The 16,387-nt window shown below is 42.4% G+C and carries 13 protein-coding genes; 1 reads left to right on the top strand and 12 read right to left on the bottom strand.

What is annotated here, in order from left to right; translation table 11 throughout:
• The first annotated feature begins 86 nt into the window (after positions 1-86).
• Entirely contained in the window at positions 87-1,724 is a 1,638-nt protein-coding gene (locus MHB39_RS08555) for a PucR family transcriptional regulator (RefSeq protein WP_036076343.1), read from the top strand.
• Here the strand turns inward: MHB39_RS08555 and MHB39_RS08550 are convergent.
• From MHB39_RS08550 to MHB39_RS08495, 12 genes are all read right to left on the bottom strand, one after another.
• On the bottom strand, positions 1,713-2,540 hold the full coding sequence (locus MHB39_RS08550) for an ABC transporter permease (protein WP_036076342.1): 828 nt from the start codon (positions 2,538-2,540) through the stop codon (positions 1,713-1,715). The two genes, MHB39_RS08555 and MHB39_RS08550, sit on opposite strands and share 12 nt — an antisense overlap.
• Positions 2,541-2,552: 12 nt before the next feature.
• Positions 2,553-3,494 (bottom strand): ABC transporter permease, encoded by a 942-nt coding sequence (locus tag MHB39_RS08545; protein ID WP_342546296.1) that lies wholly within the window; start codon positions 3,492-3,494, stop codon positions 2,553-2,555.
• Positions 3,495-3,510: 16 nt separating this feature from the next.
• Positions 3,511-5,067: an ABC transporter substrate-binding protein gene (locus MHB39_RS08540; RefSeq protein WP_036076341.1), complete on the bottom strand. Its 1,557-nt coding sequence runs from the start codon at positions 5,065-5,067 to the stop codon at positions 3,511-3,513.
• Between the two features lie 17 nt (positions 5,068-5,084).
• Positions 5,085-6,056, bottom strand: coding sequence for a P1 family peptidase (locus MHB39_RS08535; protein WP_016994362.1), 972 nt, complete (start codon positions 6,054-6,056; stop codon positions 5,085-5,087).
• A gap of 3 nt (positions 6,057-6,059) precedes the next feature.
• A complete protein-coding gene (locus MHB39_RS08530; RefSeq protein WP_333005773.1) occupies positions 6,060-7,073 on the bottom strand; it encodes a dipeptide ABC transporter ATP-binding protein in 1,014 nt (337 codons plus the stop codon).
• Positions 7,042-8,076 (bottom strand): ABC transporter ATP-binding protein, encoded by a 1,035-nt coding sequence (locus tag MHB39_RS08525; protein ID WP_016994360.1) that lies wholly within the window; start codon positions 8,074-8,076, stop codon positions 7,042-7,044. Before MHB39_RS08525 ends, MHB39_RS08530 begins: the two co-directional genes overlap by 32 nt.
• A gap of 15 nt (positions 8,077-8,091) precedes the next feature.
• Positions 8,092-9,546: an aldehyde dehydrogenase family protein gene (locus MHB39_RS08520; RefSeq protein WP_342546295.1), complete on the bottom strand. Its 1,455-nt coding sequence runs from the start codon at positions 9,544-9,546 to the stop codon at positions 8,092-8,094.
• A gap of 10 nt (positions 9,547-9,556) precedes the next feature.
• Positions 9,557-10,303, bottom strand: coding sequence for a glucose 1-dehydrogenase (locus MHB39_RS08515; protein ID WP_342546294.1), 747 nt, complete (start codon positions 10,301-10,303; stop codon positions 9,557-9,559).
• Between the two features lies 1 nt (position 10,304).
• Positions 10,305-11,393 carry a tartrate dehydrogenase gene (locus tag MHB39_RS08510; RefSeq protein ID WP_258860061.1) on the bottom strand — a complete coding sequence of 363 codons (1,089 nt, stop codon included), beginning with the start codon at positions 11,391-11,393 and terminating at the stop codon, positions 10,305-10,307.
• Positions 11,390-12,622, bottom strand: a complete 1,233-nt coding sequence (locus MHB39_RS08505) for a M20 family metallopeptidase (RefSeq protein WP_036076336.1) — start codon at positions 12,620-12,622, stop codon at positions 11,390-11,392. The genes MHB39_RS08510 and MHB39_RS08505 overlap by 4 nt, the downstream gene beginning before the upstream one ends.
• A gap of 686 nt (positions 12,623-13,308) precedes the next feature.
• A complete protein-coding gene (locus MHB39_RS08500) occupies positions 13,309-14,436 on the bottom strand; it encodes a virulence factor (protein WP_342546293.1) in 1,128 nt (375 codons plus the stop codon).
• A gap of 12 nt (positions 14,437-14,448) precedes the next feature.
• Entirely contained in the window at positions 14,449-16,335 is a 1,887-nt protein-coding gene (locus tag MHB39_RS08495) for an ABC-F family ATP-binding cassette domain-containing protein (RefSeq protein ID WP_342546292.1), read from the bottom strand.
• Positions 16,336-16,387: the final 52 nt, after the last annotated feature.

The raw sequence follows: 16,387 nt of genomic DNA, 5'->3' as shown, positions 1-16,387 counted from the left end.
CTATTAAGCTAGTTAATATTGAAATTTTCTGATTTCTCTAACATAATGAAATAGACATTGTACATTCGAAGGGCAGGTGCTAATTGATGTCGAAACATCCTCTACTCGTACGTGATGTCCTCAAGCGCAAGCATTTTGAATCGGCGAAGCTTATTGCAGGGCAGCACGGCCTTGATCGCCAAGTATTGTGGACACATATATTAGAAATTAAAGATTTTGAAACATTAATCAATGGTGGTGAATTAATTTTAACTACGGGTGTCGGCTTACAGCTAGAACGGGAAACACAAATTGCCTACTTACAAAACCTTATTCGAAATGAGGCAGCTGGTCTTTGCATCGAAATTGGCGACTATTTTGACCATGTTCCCGTAGAATTGATTGCCATGGCAAATGCCCATCATTTCCCTATCATCATCTTTGAGGAAATTGTACGATTTATTGATATTACGCAAGATTTGCACACGTACATAATTAATCAACACCAGCAGGCACTTACACAGCTAGATACACTATCCAAAACTTTTATGGAATTATCATTAATGCCAAATGGTATTTTAAAAATATTACAAGTGCTCCATCAAGATACAAATGCTCCCTTTCTATTTGTTTCAGAAGATACAAAAAGCTTTTATTATCCTATGGAGGCTAAAAAATATTTACGTGTCATGGAGGAGCATTGTCAGCAGTTAGAACTACAAGAGCCCTTGCACCTTCTATCCTTGGGTAAAGACCATTTTGTCATTATTCCTGTTAATGGACTTGGACAAGTGTGGGGCTATTTATGTATGCATTCTGAACTGCCAAAGCAGAGTGATTACACCTTGTTAAATCTTGAACGAGCAACTATGTCGATTGCCCATATTTTAATGCGTAACCGCATGCTTCAGGAGCGACAGCAAAGCCGTGAGGATGAATTCATACTAGCCTTAATTCAAGGTCAGCCAGTAGATATTCAATACTATCAAAGCTATCTACCAATCGAAAGTCGTAATTTATTTTACCGAGTCGTCGTGTTCAATCTACATGATGAAGCCAATACCGTGCCTGAAGAAGAATGGCAGGAAATCCAGCTACAAAATGCCATGTATGTTCGTTCGATCCTGAAAAAGCTTGGATTTTTTCCTACTGTTTCAGTAAGACAGCACGAGATTATTATATTAGCCTTTTTCATTGCCGCAGATTATATGAAAGACAATCGTGACGCCTTTGATCAAGCGATTTCACAGATTGTTGCACGAAAAGCAGCACAATTTTTTGAGCAACTTACCCTTAGCTGTGGTATTAGCAATGTCTATCAAACGATCGAAAGTGTTCATCTGGGCTATAAGGAAGCCAAATCAGCCATCCAAATGCAGCATCATCAATTGACGAGCTCCATCTATTATAAGGATTTAGGTGTCTACCGATTGTTATTACAGCAGGATCAAACAGCCCTCCTACAATTTGTAAAAGATTATTTACAGGAAATTTTAGTATTAGATCAAAAAAGTAGCCATGATTTATTTCAAACATTGGCTGTTTATCTGACCTGTAATGGGGCTAAAAATGATACAGCAGAACAGCTGTTTATTGTCCGTCAAACACTTTACAAACGAATAGAACGATTAGAAAGTATACTAGGTGCTGATTTTTTACAAGCTCCCCATCGCCTCAATATTGAGATGGCTGTTAAGGCATATGAACTGTTGCAAAAGACAGCACCTGATCTATTACGATTTTGAACGTGGGTCCATAAAATCTCGTAAAGCATTACTGAGCATATATAAGCCTAGAACGAGAATCGTAATGGCTCCCCCAGGGGCATACGTATACCAAGGGGCACCGATTAAATAGGCTTGTGAATCTTTTAACATTCTACCCCAGCTAGGGTTTGGTGGCTGTACCCCAAGCCCTAAATAGCTCAGTGCTGCCTCGGCTAACATTGCTGTCGCAAACGTCACGGTTGCTGCAACAATAATTTGCGACGAAATGTTTGGCAATATATGACGGAACATGATGCTATAAGGCTTAACACCAATTAATTTCGCTGCTAGCACATATTCCGAGTCGCGCTGTTGCACAAAGCCACTGCGGGCAATCCTCGCAATAGCTGGTATCGCGATAATTCCAAGCGCTATCGCTGTATTCGTTATTCCTGGACCGAATACTGCTACAAGCATTAATGCTAAGATGATTCCCGGAAAGGCCATTAAAGCGTCCATCGTGCGCATAAATATTTCATCGACCCAGCCACCAACATAGCCTGCAATCCCGCCTATGAGAATACCAAATACTGTTCCGATCGCAACCGTTAATAGACCCACGGCAAAGGCTGTTTGCGTCCCCTTCATAATGCGGCTAAAAATATCTCGCCCGAATTCATCTGTTCCAAACATATAGGCTCCACCTGGACCACGCAATTTTTCAGGTATATTCATCGCGTTGACATCATGGGGTGTATAAAAAAAGCTAACAATCATGACGAGCAGAAAGCCAACAATGACGAGGAGACCAATGATTAAATTGATTTTTTTAGTATAGCGCTGTAGTTGTTTCATGGTAGTCACCTCTTAACGTAATCGAATTCTAGGGTCCAACACAGAATATAAAACATCGACGATAAAATTAATCATGACAACAGCTACTGTAATATACATAACGATTCCTTGTACGAGTGGAAAATCACGGTTACTGATAGCCGTAATCAATAACTGACCAATCCCTGGCAATGAAAACACCTGCTCCACAATAATCGTTCCTGCCACAACCTCCGCCATAATCAACCCAAAAACCGTCAATATCGGAATCATGGAATTTTTCAACACATGCTTATACATTACATTTTGTTCTGACATCCCTTTACTGCGTATCGTGCGGACATAATCGAGCTGGACCTGCTCCAAAATGGCTGTACGAACATAACGAAAATTCACCGCAATTTGTGGGATTGCAATGGTTAAAGCTGGAAGAATTAGCGTACTGAGTGCTCCTGCTACACTTTGTGTCCAAGGTATATAGCCACTAATTTTAAAGAAGCTGAACTGTAGGCCAATGTAAAGAATAAGCATCATCCCTAGCCAAAAGGAAGGCACTGCCATACCGATTTGGGTTACAGTCGATAATGACACATCACTTAATTTATTTTGTCTTCTTGCTGCAAACATCCCTAAAGGTAATGAGATGATTAAGACAATGATAAGGGTAAGCCCTGCTAATGACATGGTGACAGGAAGTCGATCAAATAATAATTCTTTTACTGGCATGGAAAATCGAATGGAATTCCCTAATTGCCCTGTCAATAAGCCCTTCATCCAATCCACATATTGTTCATAAAGAGGACGATCCAAGCCAAGCTCAGATCGTAAATTTTCAATTTGAGTGGGATCCGCCTCTGTCCCTAGCATTGTGCGAACTGGATCACCGGGTAAAATTTGAAAAACACCAAATGTAATAATGGATACTAGAAGGATGGTTGTTATTAACAGGACGATTCGACGTAGAATATACATCATAAGCACTCATCCCTTTCTAGTTTGAAAACTTGACCTCTGACATATCGTGGAACCAGAATGGATAGCTCTTGAGCCCCGTCACCTGTTTGTCAGATCCCCAAACGATTTGATAATCCGCAATATATACTGCTGTCGCCTGCTCTGCTAATATTTCCTGTGCACGATGATAGTACTCTATTTGCTTAGCCTGGTCGGTTTCCTTTAAAACATCAGCCATAATTTTGTCGTATTCTTCATTTTTAAATAAGAAGAAGTTTTCACTATCGTTTGTAGAAATGTAATCATTCAACACTTCAAAAGCAGATGCACGACCTGTTAAGTCAATCGTTGTCATTGCATAGTCACGGCCAAAGTAAACGCGATCTAGCCAAATTCCCCATTCCACTACTTCAATTTCTACATCAATTCCGATTTCTTGCAAATTAGCCACGACAATTTGTGCAATATTTGAGTAAATATCATTGTGTGAAGACACGGTAATTTTTGTTTTAAAGCCATCAGGATATCCTGCTTCTGCTAATAACGCCTTCGCTTTTTCCACATCTCGCTCATACATGCTTTCTAAGCCCTTCTTTTGGAAATCGCCCATCGCTGGACTCATATTAGAGCCAAGTGGCACAGCATAGCCTGCAAAAACAGAGTCAATAATATCGGCTTTACTAATTGCGTAATTGATTGCTTGACGAACCTTCACATTATCAAATGGTGCCTTTGTTTCGTTAAATGTAACAATAAGAGAAGAGTTATTATTTTGGTGTGATAAATTATAGCTTCCCTCTACCTCGCTCACACGGTGCCAAGGAACACTCGTTAAATCAACTTCGTTAGCCATCAAGCTCATAATGGCTGCCTGATCATCTGATTGGAAGGCAAAGGTTACTTTATTCAAATAAGGTAATCCTTCCTGCCAATACTGTTCATTTTTCTTAAGCTCTAAATTTGTACCTGGTGCATATTTCACAAAGGCAAATGGACCTGTACCAATTGGATTTTCATTATGCTTCCCATCATTGCTCTTTGGAATAATAGCTGATTGTCTCCCTGTTAATGAATACAGGAAATTTGAATTTGGCTCTTTTAGCTTGATCACAAATGTACTTGCATCAGGCGCCTCTGTAGATGCTACGTTATCAAAGCTATTGGACATTTTTTCTCCACCATTTTTCCCCATTAAACGGTCAAAGGAATATTGAATATCCTCCATCGTTAAGTCATCACCATTATGAAACTTCACACCTTGGCGAATTTTAAACGTATAGGTTAAGCCATCCTCAGAGATTTCATAGCTTTCCGCAAGTCCCTCTTTTAAGGAGCCATCTGTTTCAGGAGCCATTAGCCCCTCAAAGATATTTAGAATCATTTGATACGAAATGGACGCTGTCGCTTTATGTGGATCTAAAAAATCTGGATCATCATTCACACGCACAACAATTTCCTGTGGAACATCTGTTGCCGTTTGACCATCTGTAGTACCTGAAGTAGTCGTCGTTTTCTCTCCATCACTTGAACAAGCTGCCATAACGATTGCCATCAACACTGTTAGTAGTAACAATCCGCTTTTCTTCCATTGCATGGCTGTTCCCCCTTTTCCTAAGTGCTTTTCTTTTGAATGCTTGTATAACTTTCAACATCCGCCAATTGCTCAGCGGCTTTAATGCCAGCTAGAATCGCTTCCTCCATCACCTTTGTTGCTAGCTGCCCTAAATAATCAAGTGCATAGCATTGATCTCCTGTACCGAGTACAAAAATCGTATCGCCATCCAGCATCGTATGAACAGGATAAATCGTGCGTGCTAAGGCATTTTGCGTAAGCTGCGCAATCTTTTTAGCCTCTGCCTTCGTTAGCTTGGCATTCACTGCCACAACACCAATGGTTGTATTGGTACCCGCTAAAGCCTCTGATTGCGCATGCTCCTCTAGATAGGCACAGCAATCCACCCATTGACCAGAATGCTTATCTCTTGCTCCAGCTAAAATTTGCCTTGTTGTAGGGTCCTTGACATCTCCTACTGCATTGACAGCCACGATAGCACCTGCTACAAGACCATCTTTCCCCGCATAGGAAGCACTACCAAGCCCACCCTTCATTGCAAATTCTGGACCAGCTAATTTGCCTACAGTTGCTCCGTAGCCTGCGCCTACATTGCCGTTTGGAAATGAGCCAACTTGTGCCGCTTGTGCCGCTTCATAGCCCATAAGTGCAGTGGGTCGTGCATGCGGATCACCGATAAACAAGTCAAAGAGTACTGCACTTGGTACAATCGGTATTTTCGCTACCCCTGCATCGACCCCAATCCCTTGCTCCTCTAAAAATTGCATGACGCCTGTAGCAGCATCTAACCCAAACGCACTACCCCCAGCTAAACAAATGGCATGGACCCGGTCAATTTCATTGATGGGATCTAACGCATCAGTTTCACGAGTACCTGGTGCAGAGCCTCGAACATCCACTCCACAAACAGCTCCGTTTTCCACTACTAGCGCCGTACAGCCTGTGATGCCCTCCTTATTCTCGCGATGTCCTACCTTAACACCTGGCACATCCGTTATATTGCCAAACATTCTTCACACCTCACTTTTTAAATAATTATAATTTTCTGATTTTTTGTCATATAAAAAACAGGCAACTCGTTGATGATCATTTTCATTGAGAAGCTGCGGTCTCTCCTGATGGCATCTTTCCATCACATACGGGCAACGTGTATGAAAGACACAGCCAACAGGTGGATTCATTGGACTTGGTAACTCGCCCTGTAAAAGTATTTCTTGTTTGGGCTCATCAAAATTAACAACTGGTATTGCAGATAGTAATGCTTGTGTGTAGGGATGTAACGCATTGGCATATAGCTCCTTCTTTGTCCCAACCTCCACTACTCTCCCTAAATACAGCACTGCCACACGGTCACTAATATGCTTCACAACGCTTAAATCATGTGAAATAAATAAATAGGTTAATTGAAATTCATCCTGTAAATCCATCATGAGATTAAGCACTTGTGATTGCACCGACACATCCAGTGCTGAAACGGGCTCATCAGCAATTATGAATTCTGGATGAATCGCTAATGCCCGTGCAATTCCAATACGCTGCCGCTGCCCACCGGAAAATTCATGGGGAAACTTATGCATGGCATCCTCAGGTAGCCCTACCTTTTGTAATAGCTCCTTCACACGCTCTTTGCGTTGCTCCTTCGTCAATGTTAGTTGCAGCTTCATCGGTTCTTCGATTATAGAACCGATTCGCATCCGCGGATTGAGAGAGGCAAAGGGATCTTGAAAAATCATTTGCATTTGATTGCGATAACTTTGTAGCTTATTCCCCTTTAAATGCTGGATGGGTTGTCCTTTATACAACACTTCTCCTGCTGTTGGTTCAACAAGCTTTAAAATTGTTCGCCCAAAGGTGGACTTTCCTGAGCCTGATTCGCCAACAATACCAAGTGTTTCCCCTCTATAAATCTCAATCGAAATATCATCGACCGCTTTAATGACCTTTTTCTCTTCCTTCATCGACTTACGCTTCACAGGAAAGTAGGCTTTTAAATGATTAATTTCCAACAAAACTTCTTTCTCCGTCATGAGCCAGCTCTCCTTTCTCCGTGAATAAATGACAGCGTACCTTATGTGCCTCTTGAATATGATAAACAGCAGGTTGCTCCTGATGACAATGTGCCAGCGCATGAGGACAACGTGGCGCAAAGCGACAGCCATCAGGTAATGCATACGCTGGTGGCACTGTACCAGGAATCGATGGTAGCCTTTTGACATCTGTTTCAAGGCTTGGCATTGTCTTTAAAAGTGCTGTTGTATAAGGATGCTGTGGATTTAAAAAGAGCTCTCTTACTGGGGCTTCCTCGACAATCTGTCCTGCATACATTACCATAACGCGGTCTGCTGTCTCTGCAACAACGCTCATATCATGGGTAATGAATAAAATGGCCGATCGATGCTCTTCCTTCATTTTTAGCATCAGCTTTAAAATCTGTGCCTGAACCGTGACATCAAGTGCAGTAGTTGGCTCATCCGCAATCAATAGCTGCGGATTATTAGACATTGCGATGGCAATCATAACGCGTTGTCGCATCCCGCCTGATAGTTGGTGAGGATATTCCGCAATGACCTTTTCTGCATTCGCAATCCCGACTTCTTTTAAAAGCTGTAGCGCTTTATTCCATGCCTCTTTTTTCGATACCTTTTGGTGTCTTCGTATGCCTTCAATCATTTGATTGCCAATCGTAAAAACGGGATCTAAAGAGGTCATAGGCTCTTGAAAAATCATACTAATTTCATTGCCTCGAATACGGCTCATTTCTTTATTTTTATAGGTAAGTAGATTTTTACCGTTTAAAGTGATAGAGCCTGTCGTAATTTCTCCTGGAGGTATAGGCAACAACCGCATAATGGCTAAGGATGTAATACTTTTGCCACTTCCTGATTCACCGACCAGTGCAACGGTTTCTCCTTTATGAATAGTAAAATTCACATCTTCAACTACTTTTGCCTCTTTCCCATTCTTTAAATGGAATTTAATTGATAAGTGATTGACCTCTAAAAGTACATCTTTTTCTTTTGGCTGTTCCATATGCGTCCCTCCATCTCAGTGTTGATTAGGTGGTGCATAGCGTATAGCGATATTTTTCATTTGCGTATAGTTTCGCAGTGCAACAAAGCCCTTCTCTCGACCAATTCCGCTTTTTTTATAGCCTCCAAATGGCATTTGAATGCCTCCAGCAGCCCCATAATTATTGACAAATACTTGGCCCGCCTGCACACGACTTGCCACATAATGAGCCGTATCGATATTTTGTGACCAAATGCCCGCCACTAGGCCATAGTCCGTACTATTAGCTAATGCGATGGCCTCCTCTACAGAGGAAAATGTCAAGACGGTTAACACTGGACCGAAAATTTCCTCCTGAGCTAATGGATCATTTGGATCGACACCATCAAGTATAGTTGGCTGAACATAAAAGCCTTTCTCATAGCCTGCCAATGTCAATGGTTCCCCACCCGTCACAACATAGCCATCTACCTTTGCTTGCTGTAATAATGCAGTGATTTTTTTATATTGTTGTTCATTCAGTAATGGTCCCATCTCCATATCTGCTTCACCTGGTCCTACTTGGATCGCTTGGAATCTTTGCGCTAATCGTGAAATGAAGGAGTCTTTTATATGTTCCTCAATGAGTAAACGTGCCCCTGCTGAACAAGTTTGACCAGCATTTTGGATAATCGCACGTACGACTCCCTCTAATGCCTGCTCCATGTTAGCATCCGCAAAAACAATATTAGGAGATTTACCACCAAGCTCTAATGTCACAGGCACAACATTTTCTGCAGCCGCCTTCATCACCGCAATTCCTGTCGGAACAGAGCCTGTAAACGTAATATGATTAATATCGGGATGTGAGGTTAAATAAGGACCAACCTCTCGTCCCAAGCCCGTAATATGCTGGAAAATCCCTTTCGGCAACTTATCGGCGAACCATTCTGCAATGGCATGCGTTGTTAGCGGTGTATCCTCCGCACTTTTCACAATGACTGCATTACCAGTTGCTATAGCGGCTGCTACACTTCTTGCCGTAATTTGAATCGGATAATTCCATGGCACAATATGTACCGTAATACCCACTGGCTCTAGCACTACTGCATTTAATAGCCCATCCTCAATCGGAATTGTATCCCCCATCACCTTATCCGCTGCACCGCCATAAAATTCAAAATAGCGAGCCGCTGCTTCAATATCTGCTCGTGCCTGTGATAAGGGCTTTCCTACATCCCGACATTCTAGTAAACTCCATTCCTCTGCATGCTTACGAATATAATGAGCAAATTCGATCAATAACTGCCCACGTTCATAGGCTTTCCATTGACGCCAGTCTTCTCGTTCAAAGGCTACACGAGCTGCATGTACTGCCTCTTCTACATGTTCTTTACTCGCGTTGCTAATTTGTGCAATCACTTCACCTGTTGAGGGATTCTTAACATCGAGGTATGCCTGTGCATCACCGTGAACCCACTCACCATCTATCAACATAGGAATTTTTTTCATTGTACCCCTCCTATAATCCACGGCCACCATCTACATGTAATGTCGTTCCTGTGACCATGCTTGCTGCATCTGAGAGTAAATAATTAACAGCTCCTGCTATATCCGCTGGCTTCACCAATCGTCCTAGTGGCACAGATTGCACAAAGACACTTTGCTTCGTCTGCTCTATATCTGCACCCTGTGCGGCAAATTGACCAAGCATTTGTGTGTCTGCTGGTCCTGGATGAATTGTATTAACCCGAATTTGACTAGATGCTAGTTCAATTGCCAGTCCTCTCGTAAAGCTCTCTGCTGCACCCTTTGACGCAATATAAGCCTGTAAGCCTGGTCTTGGTCGCACTGCTGAAATGGAGGCAATTGTAATAATAGAACCCCTTTGCTGTTTTTTCATAAAAGGGACAACTGCCTTTGTCGTGATAAATAAACTTTTCACATTAACATCCATTAAACGATTCCATTCATCCATTGTGACCTCTTCAATCGGTGTAGCTGACTGGGCAATTCCCAGTGCATTAACAAGACCATCTATTCTGCCATACTTATCAAAAACCTGCTGACAGATATCTTGCACACGTTCCTCCTGTAATACATTGACCTCAAAGCATTGAAGGGCATCCTGTGCAATATCTAATAAGGCATCTATGGATAGATCAAGTCCAACAACTCGATTGCCCTGCTTTAATTGCTCTTGAATAATAGCCTTTCCCATACCGCCTCCTGCACCAGTAACCACAATCACCTTTTGCTCAACTGACATGCTAAACACCTCCTGCTGTTAAAGTTCTATTAATAATTTCCTGACAAATCGCATCGCCCATTTGTGCTGTTGTCGCTTGTCCACCAATATCTGCTGTTTTCACAACGCCTTCCTGCAGCACAGCTGTAATGGCTTTAACAATGAGCTGTTCTAAATCTGGTCTGCCTTGATGGCCAAGCAGTAAGGCAAGCGACCAAATTTGAGCGATTGGATTGGCAATGCCCTTACCTGCAATATCTGGTGCTGAGCCATGAACAGGCTCAAACATCGACGGAAAATCCTTTTCTGGATTTAGGTTGGCCGATGGAGACAGGCCAAGTCCTCCAACAATAGCAGAGCCTAAATCGGATAAAATATCGCCAAATAAATTGGACGCCACCACCACCTCAAAATTCTGTGGTCGTTCTACGAAATAGGCGACGAGCGCATCGATATAAATGGATTCGAGCTGTAGTGCTGGTGAGCTTTGCGCCACCGTTTTGCTAGTATGCTCGTCCCAGAATTTCATCGAATGAATAATGGCATTCGATTTTGTCGCACTTGTTATTTTGGTTTTACCGTGTTGCTTCGCATAATCACAGGCAGCATGGACAATCTTTTCAATCCCAATTCGTGTCATGATTGTATTTTGTATCGTCATTTCCTGCGGCTGCTGTTGGTACAGTCGGCCACCACTGTCCGAATATTCACCCTCTGCATTCTCACGGAAGATCACAAAGTCAATTTCTTTTCCGTTAGCCAAGGGCGACGCTATTCCAGGTAGCGATTTAATAGGACGGAAATTCACATATTGCTGAAAATGCTTTCGAATGGGCATAATTAATTCCCAAACGGTAACATCATCGGGCACACGAGCATCGCCAATAGCACCAAATAAAATCGCATCATATGTTTGAAGTGTTGCAAGTGCATCATTAGGCATCATACAGCCATGCTGCACGTAGTAATCGGAGCTCCAAGGAAAGACGGTTGTTTCAATTTGTAAAGAGCTATGTTGTTCTTGCAAACAATTTAAAACTTTTAACGCTTCCTGCATAACCTCTTTTCCTATGCCATCTCCTGGTATTACTGCTATTTTGATAGCCGTCATTGTGCATCACCCGCCAAAAATTTTAATGCTGCTAAACGGTAAATGGCTGTTGTTTCTGCCAATTCTTCAATATCCACATACTCATTGATTTGATGAGGGATTTCTCGATCTCCTGCACCAACCGTTACAATGGGAATACCATGCACATGAAGAAACGTACCATCTGTCGCACCTGGAACACCGTTATATTTTGGTTCCTTTTCTGTTACCTCTGCCACAGCCTCATAAATAGCCTGTACAACAGGGTCTTCCTTCGCTGTTGCAGTTGCAGGTCGGTTATCAAGAACCGTCAGTTCAACTTTGAAATCAGGATCATCTGCTTGTAATCGTTTAATAATCGCTTCAATCTTGCCGAGCAGTTCATCATGGTCCTGCGCAGGCACCGTACGAATATCGAGTGTTGTCATACAATGATCCGGAATAACATTGATTTGTGCATCGCCTTTTACAGGCGCACGTAAAATCGTAGGTGTAATAGATGGCCAATTCAGCATTGGATCACGCCCTAATCGTGCTTGCTCCTCTTTTTCCAGCTTTTCAAGCTCTACGATGAAGCGCGCCATACGCCAGTTAGGATTGATGCCACTCCATGAAATCGCACCATGCGCCATTTTTCCGAAAATATCTACCTGTAAACGAATAGCCCCACGTTGTGCAATACACACATTATTTTCCTGTGGTTCACAGATAATCGCACCATCCACACCATCAGCCCAACCATTTTTAATAAAATGTTTAATGCCTAGCATAAGCCCTTCTTCATCACAAGGAATACATAAAATAATCTTGCCTGTAAACGCCTCTTGATCTAGTAGCAATGACTGACAAGCCGTAATCATACAAGCAAGATTCCCTTTTGTATCATTCGTTCCCCTGCCATACATACGCCCATCTACAATTTCTGCTCCAAATGGATCATAGGCCCAAGCCTCTCGATTGCCCTCTGTCACCACATCCGTATGTCCTTCGAAAAGTAATGTTTTCCCAGGCTTGCCCGAATCAATAATGCCAATGACATTCGGTCGCCCTGGCACAACCTCCTCGATATGCGTCTCGATCCCGATATCTCGTAAATACGCCGCTACAAAAGTTGCCACCTCTTGCTCATTGCCCTTCGGATCGTTCTCACGGTAAACGCTTTCAATGCGCACGAGCTTCTGTGTTAGATCGATGACCGCCTCACGATCACGCACATACGATTTTGTTGTCTTTAAACTAGTTACTGTCATGCAAAGGACCTCCTATTTTTAAAGAATATTCTGAATTTATGTTATTTTAACATTGTCCTTTCTCTATGAAACTAGACAATATGTTAATGATTCAAAGAACGCCCTTAACTTTTTGTTTAGCAATAAATCACTAGAAAACAACATTTTTTTCTGTTTTACACGGTTTTTCGATCAATTCATTGAATGCAGGAGATGATTGGTTTCGATTTTAGGAGTGGTTTTGGATGGTTGATAGATTTTTAGTTTGGAAGAAGGTAATACTTTTTTTGGAGCGGGTTCTCACTTCTTACGAGCGGCTTTCTTACTTTTTAGAGCGGGCTTTCGCTTCTTAGGAGCGGCTCTCTCTCTTTTTAGAGCGGGCTTTCGCTTCTTAGGAGCGGCTTTCTCTCTTTTTGGAGCGGGTTCTCACTTATTACGAGCGGCTTTCTTACTTTTTGGAGCGAGTTCCCACTTCTTACGAGCGGCTTTCTCTCTTTTTGGAGCGGGTATTCGCTTCTTACGAGCGGCTTTCTTACTTTTTAGAGCGAGCTTACCCCTTTTTAGATCAGGTCCTCACTTCTTACGAACGACTTTCCAACTTCTTGGAGCAAGACCCTCACTATTCAGGAGCAGCCTCAACCACTTATGAGCGCAAATCCAACCATGACAAAACAGAAAAAAACCAGCACATGCTGGTTTTTTCCTGATTATTGTTGACGGGATTCGGTCATTTGCTTCCAGACCGAGCCTTTTGCTTCCTCGCCCTGTTCGATACGGGCAATGGCCATTTTCACTTGTAGCTTCACTTCGAATTCTTTGTCGTCCTCAGCAGCCTTCAATGCTGGTAAGGATTGCTCCGTGCCGACCTCATATAAATACATCGCTGCTCGCCAGCGAACCAATTTGTTTTTGTCCTGTAAGGCTTGCTGCATGGCTTCTTCAAATTCTACAAAGCCAAGGTCACTCATACAGTCACCTGCTGTTCGACGCACTGCTGCACTTTTATCTTGTAGGGCTCTTTCTAAATAAGGTACAACTGCCACATCCTCAATCATGCCTAAGTACACGGTAGCTAGTCGACGGATAGACATTTGTTCATCCTGTAAGGCTAAATCTAATAGCGGTAGATCGTCTAGCTCAGGATCAGCCATTTGATCGAGCAGCTGGAAGCGTTTCTCCCATTCAGGTTGCTGGAACTGCTCTACCGTAACTTTGAGTTTGTCCGTTTTCACAGCCGCTTTTTCACCATCATTATTGATTGCTGCGACAATTTCCGCTAAACGGTCTGCAGAATAAGTGACATCGATCTCCTGCTTGACTGTTTCAGCAATTTCCTCCAGCTCACCGTAGCGAACCCCATAATCAATCCACTTACGTTGGAAAATATAGTTTTCATCTACTGCTGACTCAATAATTTGATTAAAAGCATCGACAAAACGGTCTCCACAGCTAATACGATATTCGCGTTGGTTATCAAAAACTTTTACTTGTAAAGGCACCTGCTTGTAAAACTGTACATGCACATAAACCTCTCCATAAAATTCATTGCCCACAACCGTTTCTTCTTGTGTTTGGACATCTTCCCCTAACACTTGACGAATACCTGCTAAAATACCTTCCCATGCATATTTGGCATTGCGCTCAACCGCAAAGAAATCGGCTACGTGGTAAACGCCCTTTACTCCCTCAATCGCTAAAATAGCAGCCGCCTCGCCTGTTGCTTCGTCTTTATTATCCTTTGTAAAATTATAGCTCTTCCCGAATGGTAGCTCTGTATCAACAACAATCTTCATAGAATTGGGACTTGGCGTCGGTTCAATGGTAATAATCTTCATGTCTATCGCTCCTTATCCGTTAACTATTTCATCTAAATACGACCATCTTTCAATTAGATGCTCATACTGTGCATTTAACTCATCCAACTTAGCTGTTAATTCCTGTAGCTTGGTAAAATCTGAGCCTGCATTGGCGATTCCTTCTTCGGTCTCCATAATAGCAGTTTCTGTTTTCTCTATCTCGTCTGCAATCGTTTCCCATTCTTTTTGCTCTTTAAACGATAGCTTTTTTTTGTCTGATTTTGGCTTTTCTGATTTGGCCTTTTCTACTTTTGGCGGTTCTACTTTGACAGTAGCTGTCTGCTCACGTTTCTCCAGATACTCACTGTATAGATCCAGTGTTTCCTCTACTTGTCCCTGACCATCTAGTATCCATAGCTTTTTCGCAATACGGTCGAGGAAGAAACGATCATGGGAAATCGTGATAACCACGCCTGGGAAATGCTCGATGAAATCCTCTAGTACACCTAATGTTTCAATATCTAAATCATTCGTTGGCTCGTCCAATAATAAGACGTTTGGTTGCTCCATCAATAAACGTAATAAATGAAGACGCTTGCGCTCACCGCCCGATAATTTTCCAATTGGAGTACCATGAGCATGCAACGGGAATAAAAAGCGCTCCAGCATTTGAGCAGCTGAGTAACGGACACCCTCTGCATCGGTAATATCATTTGAAGCCTCACGTATATATTCAATCATGCGCTCATTTTCATTCATTTTCGGCAATGTTTGCTTGAAATGTGCCAGCTTGACCGTTGACCCAACAAGAATTTCACCTTGATCGGGTGTCAGCTCTCCTGCTAGCATGTTCAACAAAGTTGATTTTCCTACACCGTTCGCGCCGATAATGCCAATTCGATCACCTTGCTGTAGTAGAAATGAGAAGTTTTCAAGGATTTTTTGCTGGCCAAAGGCTTTCGAAATTTTCTCAGCCTCCAGCACTTTACGTCCAAGACGTGTTGTCGCAAGTCCCATATCCAAGGAAACATCTTCTGTTTTGCGTTCTAGGTTTTCTTCTAGCTTTTCAAAGCGTTGAATACGAGCCTTTTGCTTAGTTGAACGCGCCTTCGCACCACGACGTATCCATTTTAATTCTGAACGATAACGATTGCGATCCTTCTGTGCAGAAGCAGCTTGCATCTCCTCACGAATAGCTCGCGCCTCTAAATAATCACCGTAATTCCCTGTATGACGATACAAGGTTTGATTTGCTAACTCGTAAATATGTGTTGATAATTCATCTAAGAAATAACGATCGTGGGTGATGAAAATCACTGCACCCTTTAATCGTAAGACCATCTCTTGAAGCCATTCTGTAGACTGTACATCTAAATGGTTGGTGGGCTCATCTAATAAGTAAAGATCCGCTGGTTCAATTAACACCTTCGCTAATGCAACACGTTTTTGCTGACCGCCTGATAGCGTTAGTACCTCTTTTTCAAAAGTTTCAATCCCAAGCTTTGTTAAGGCCGTCTTTGCAAGGGCATTGACATCCCATGCCTGCTCTTCATCCATGCGCTGTTGCAGACTAAATAACGTCTTTTGTAAACTTTCGGATGTTGGGTTACTTGCTAGTGCAGCAACCGTTTCCTCATATTGACGATTCAGCTGTAAAATGGGCGAATCGCCTGAAAAGACAGCTTGTAAAACTGTTTCACCTGCCTGAAATGTAGGCTCCTGTGGTAAATAAGCGACACGGTATTTATTCGGACGATCTACTGTCATCGAATCCGCTTCCATGTCCCCAGCTAAAATGGATAACAGGGTTGATTTTCCCGTTCCATTTATACCGATTAGGCCTGCCCGCTCTCCCTCATAAATGGTAAATTCAATATTTTGAAAAAGCGTTTTATCGCCCACTGTTTTGGTTAAATTTTGTACAATTAAATGACTCATTCCACTATTCCATCTCTTTCATGTTAGGTATTGTTCATGCCCACACGATTTT

The sequence above is a fragment of the Lysinibacillus sp. FSL K6-4013 genome (assembly GCF_038630435.1).
GTDB classification, from domain to species: domain Bacteria; phylum Bacillota; class Bacilli; order Bacillales_A; family Planococcaceae; genus Lysinibacillus; species Lysinibacillus boronitolerans.
Note: the sequence above shows the minus strand (reverse complement) of the source record. Positions and strands in the feature narration are given on the sequence as shown.

Excerpts from the sequence above, each read along its gene's own strand:
- MHB39_RS08555 (WP_036076343.1), top strand. The coding sequence starts at position 87 with ATGTCGAAACATCCTCTACTCGTACGTGATGTCCTCAAGCGCAAGCAT.
- MHB39_RS08550 (WP_036076342.1), bottom strand. The coding sequence starts at position 2,540 with ATGAAACAACTACAGCGCTATACTAAAAAAATCAATTTAATCATTGGT.
- MHB39_RS08545 (WP_342546296.1), bottom strand. The coding sequence starts at position 3,494 with ATGATGTATATTCTACGTCGAATCGTCCTGTTAATAACAACCATCCTT.
- MHB39_RS08540 (WP_036076341.1), bottom strand. The coding sequence starts at position 5,067 with ATGCAATGGAAGAAAAGCGGATTGTTACTACTAACAGTGTTGATGGCA.
- MHB39_RS08535 (WP_016994362.1), bottom strand. The coding sequence starts at position 6,056 with ATGTTTGGCAATATAACGGATGTGCCAGGTGTTAAGGTAGGACATCGC.
- MHB39_RS08530 (WP_333005773.1), bottom strand. The coding sequence starts at position 7,073 with ATGACGGAGAAAGAAGTTTTGTTGGAAATTAATCATTTAAAAGCCTAC.
- MHB39_RS08525 (WP_016994360.1), bottom strand. The coding sequence starts at position 8,076 with ATGGAACAGCCAAAAGAAAAAGATGTACTTTTAGAGGTCAATCACTTA.
- MHB39_RS08520 (WP_342546295.1), bottom strand. The coding sequence starts at position 9,546 with ATGAAAAAAATTCCTATGTTGATAGATGGTGAGTGGGTTCACGGTGAT.
- MHB39_RS08515 (WP_342546294.1), bottom strand. The coding sequence starts at position 10,303 with ATGTCAGTTGAGCAAAAGGTGATTGTGGTTACTGGTGCAGGAGGCGGT.
- MHB39_RS08510 (WP_258860061.1), bottom strand. The coding sequence starts at position 11,393 with ATGACGGCTATCAAAATAGCAGTAATACCAGGAGATGGCATAGGAAAA.
- MHB39_RS08505 (WP_036076336.1), bottom strand. The coding sequence starts at position 12,622 with ATGACAGTAACTAGTTTAAAGACAACAAAATCGTATGTGCGTGATCGT.
- MHB39_RS08500 (WP_342546293.1), bottom strand. The coding sequence starts at position 14,436 with ATGAAGATTATTACCATTGAACCGACGCCAAGTCCCAATTCTATGAAG.
- MHB39_RS08495 (WP_342546292.1), bottom strand. The coding sequence starts at position 16,335 with ATGAGTCATTTAATTGTACAAAATTTAACCAAAACAGTGGGCGATAAA.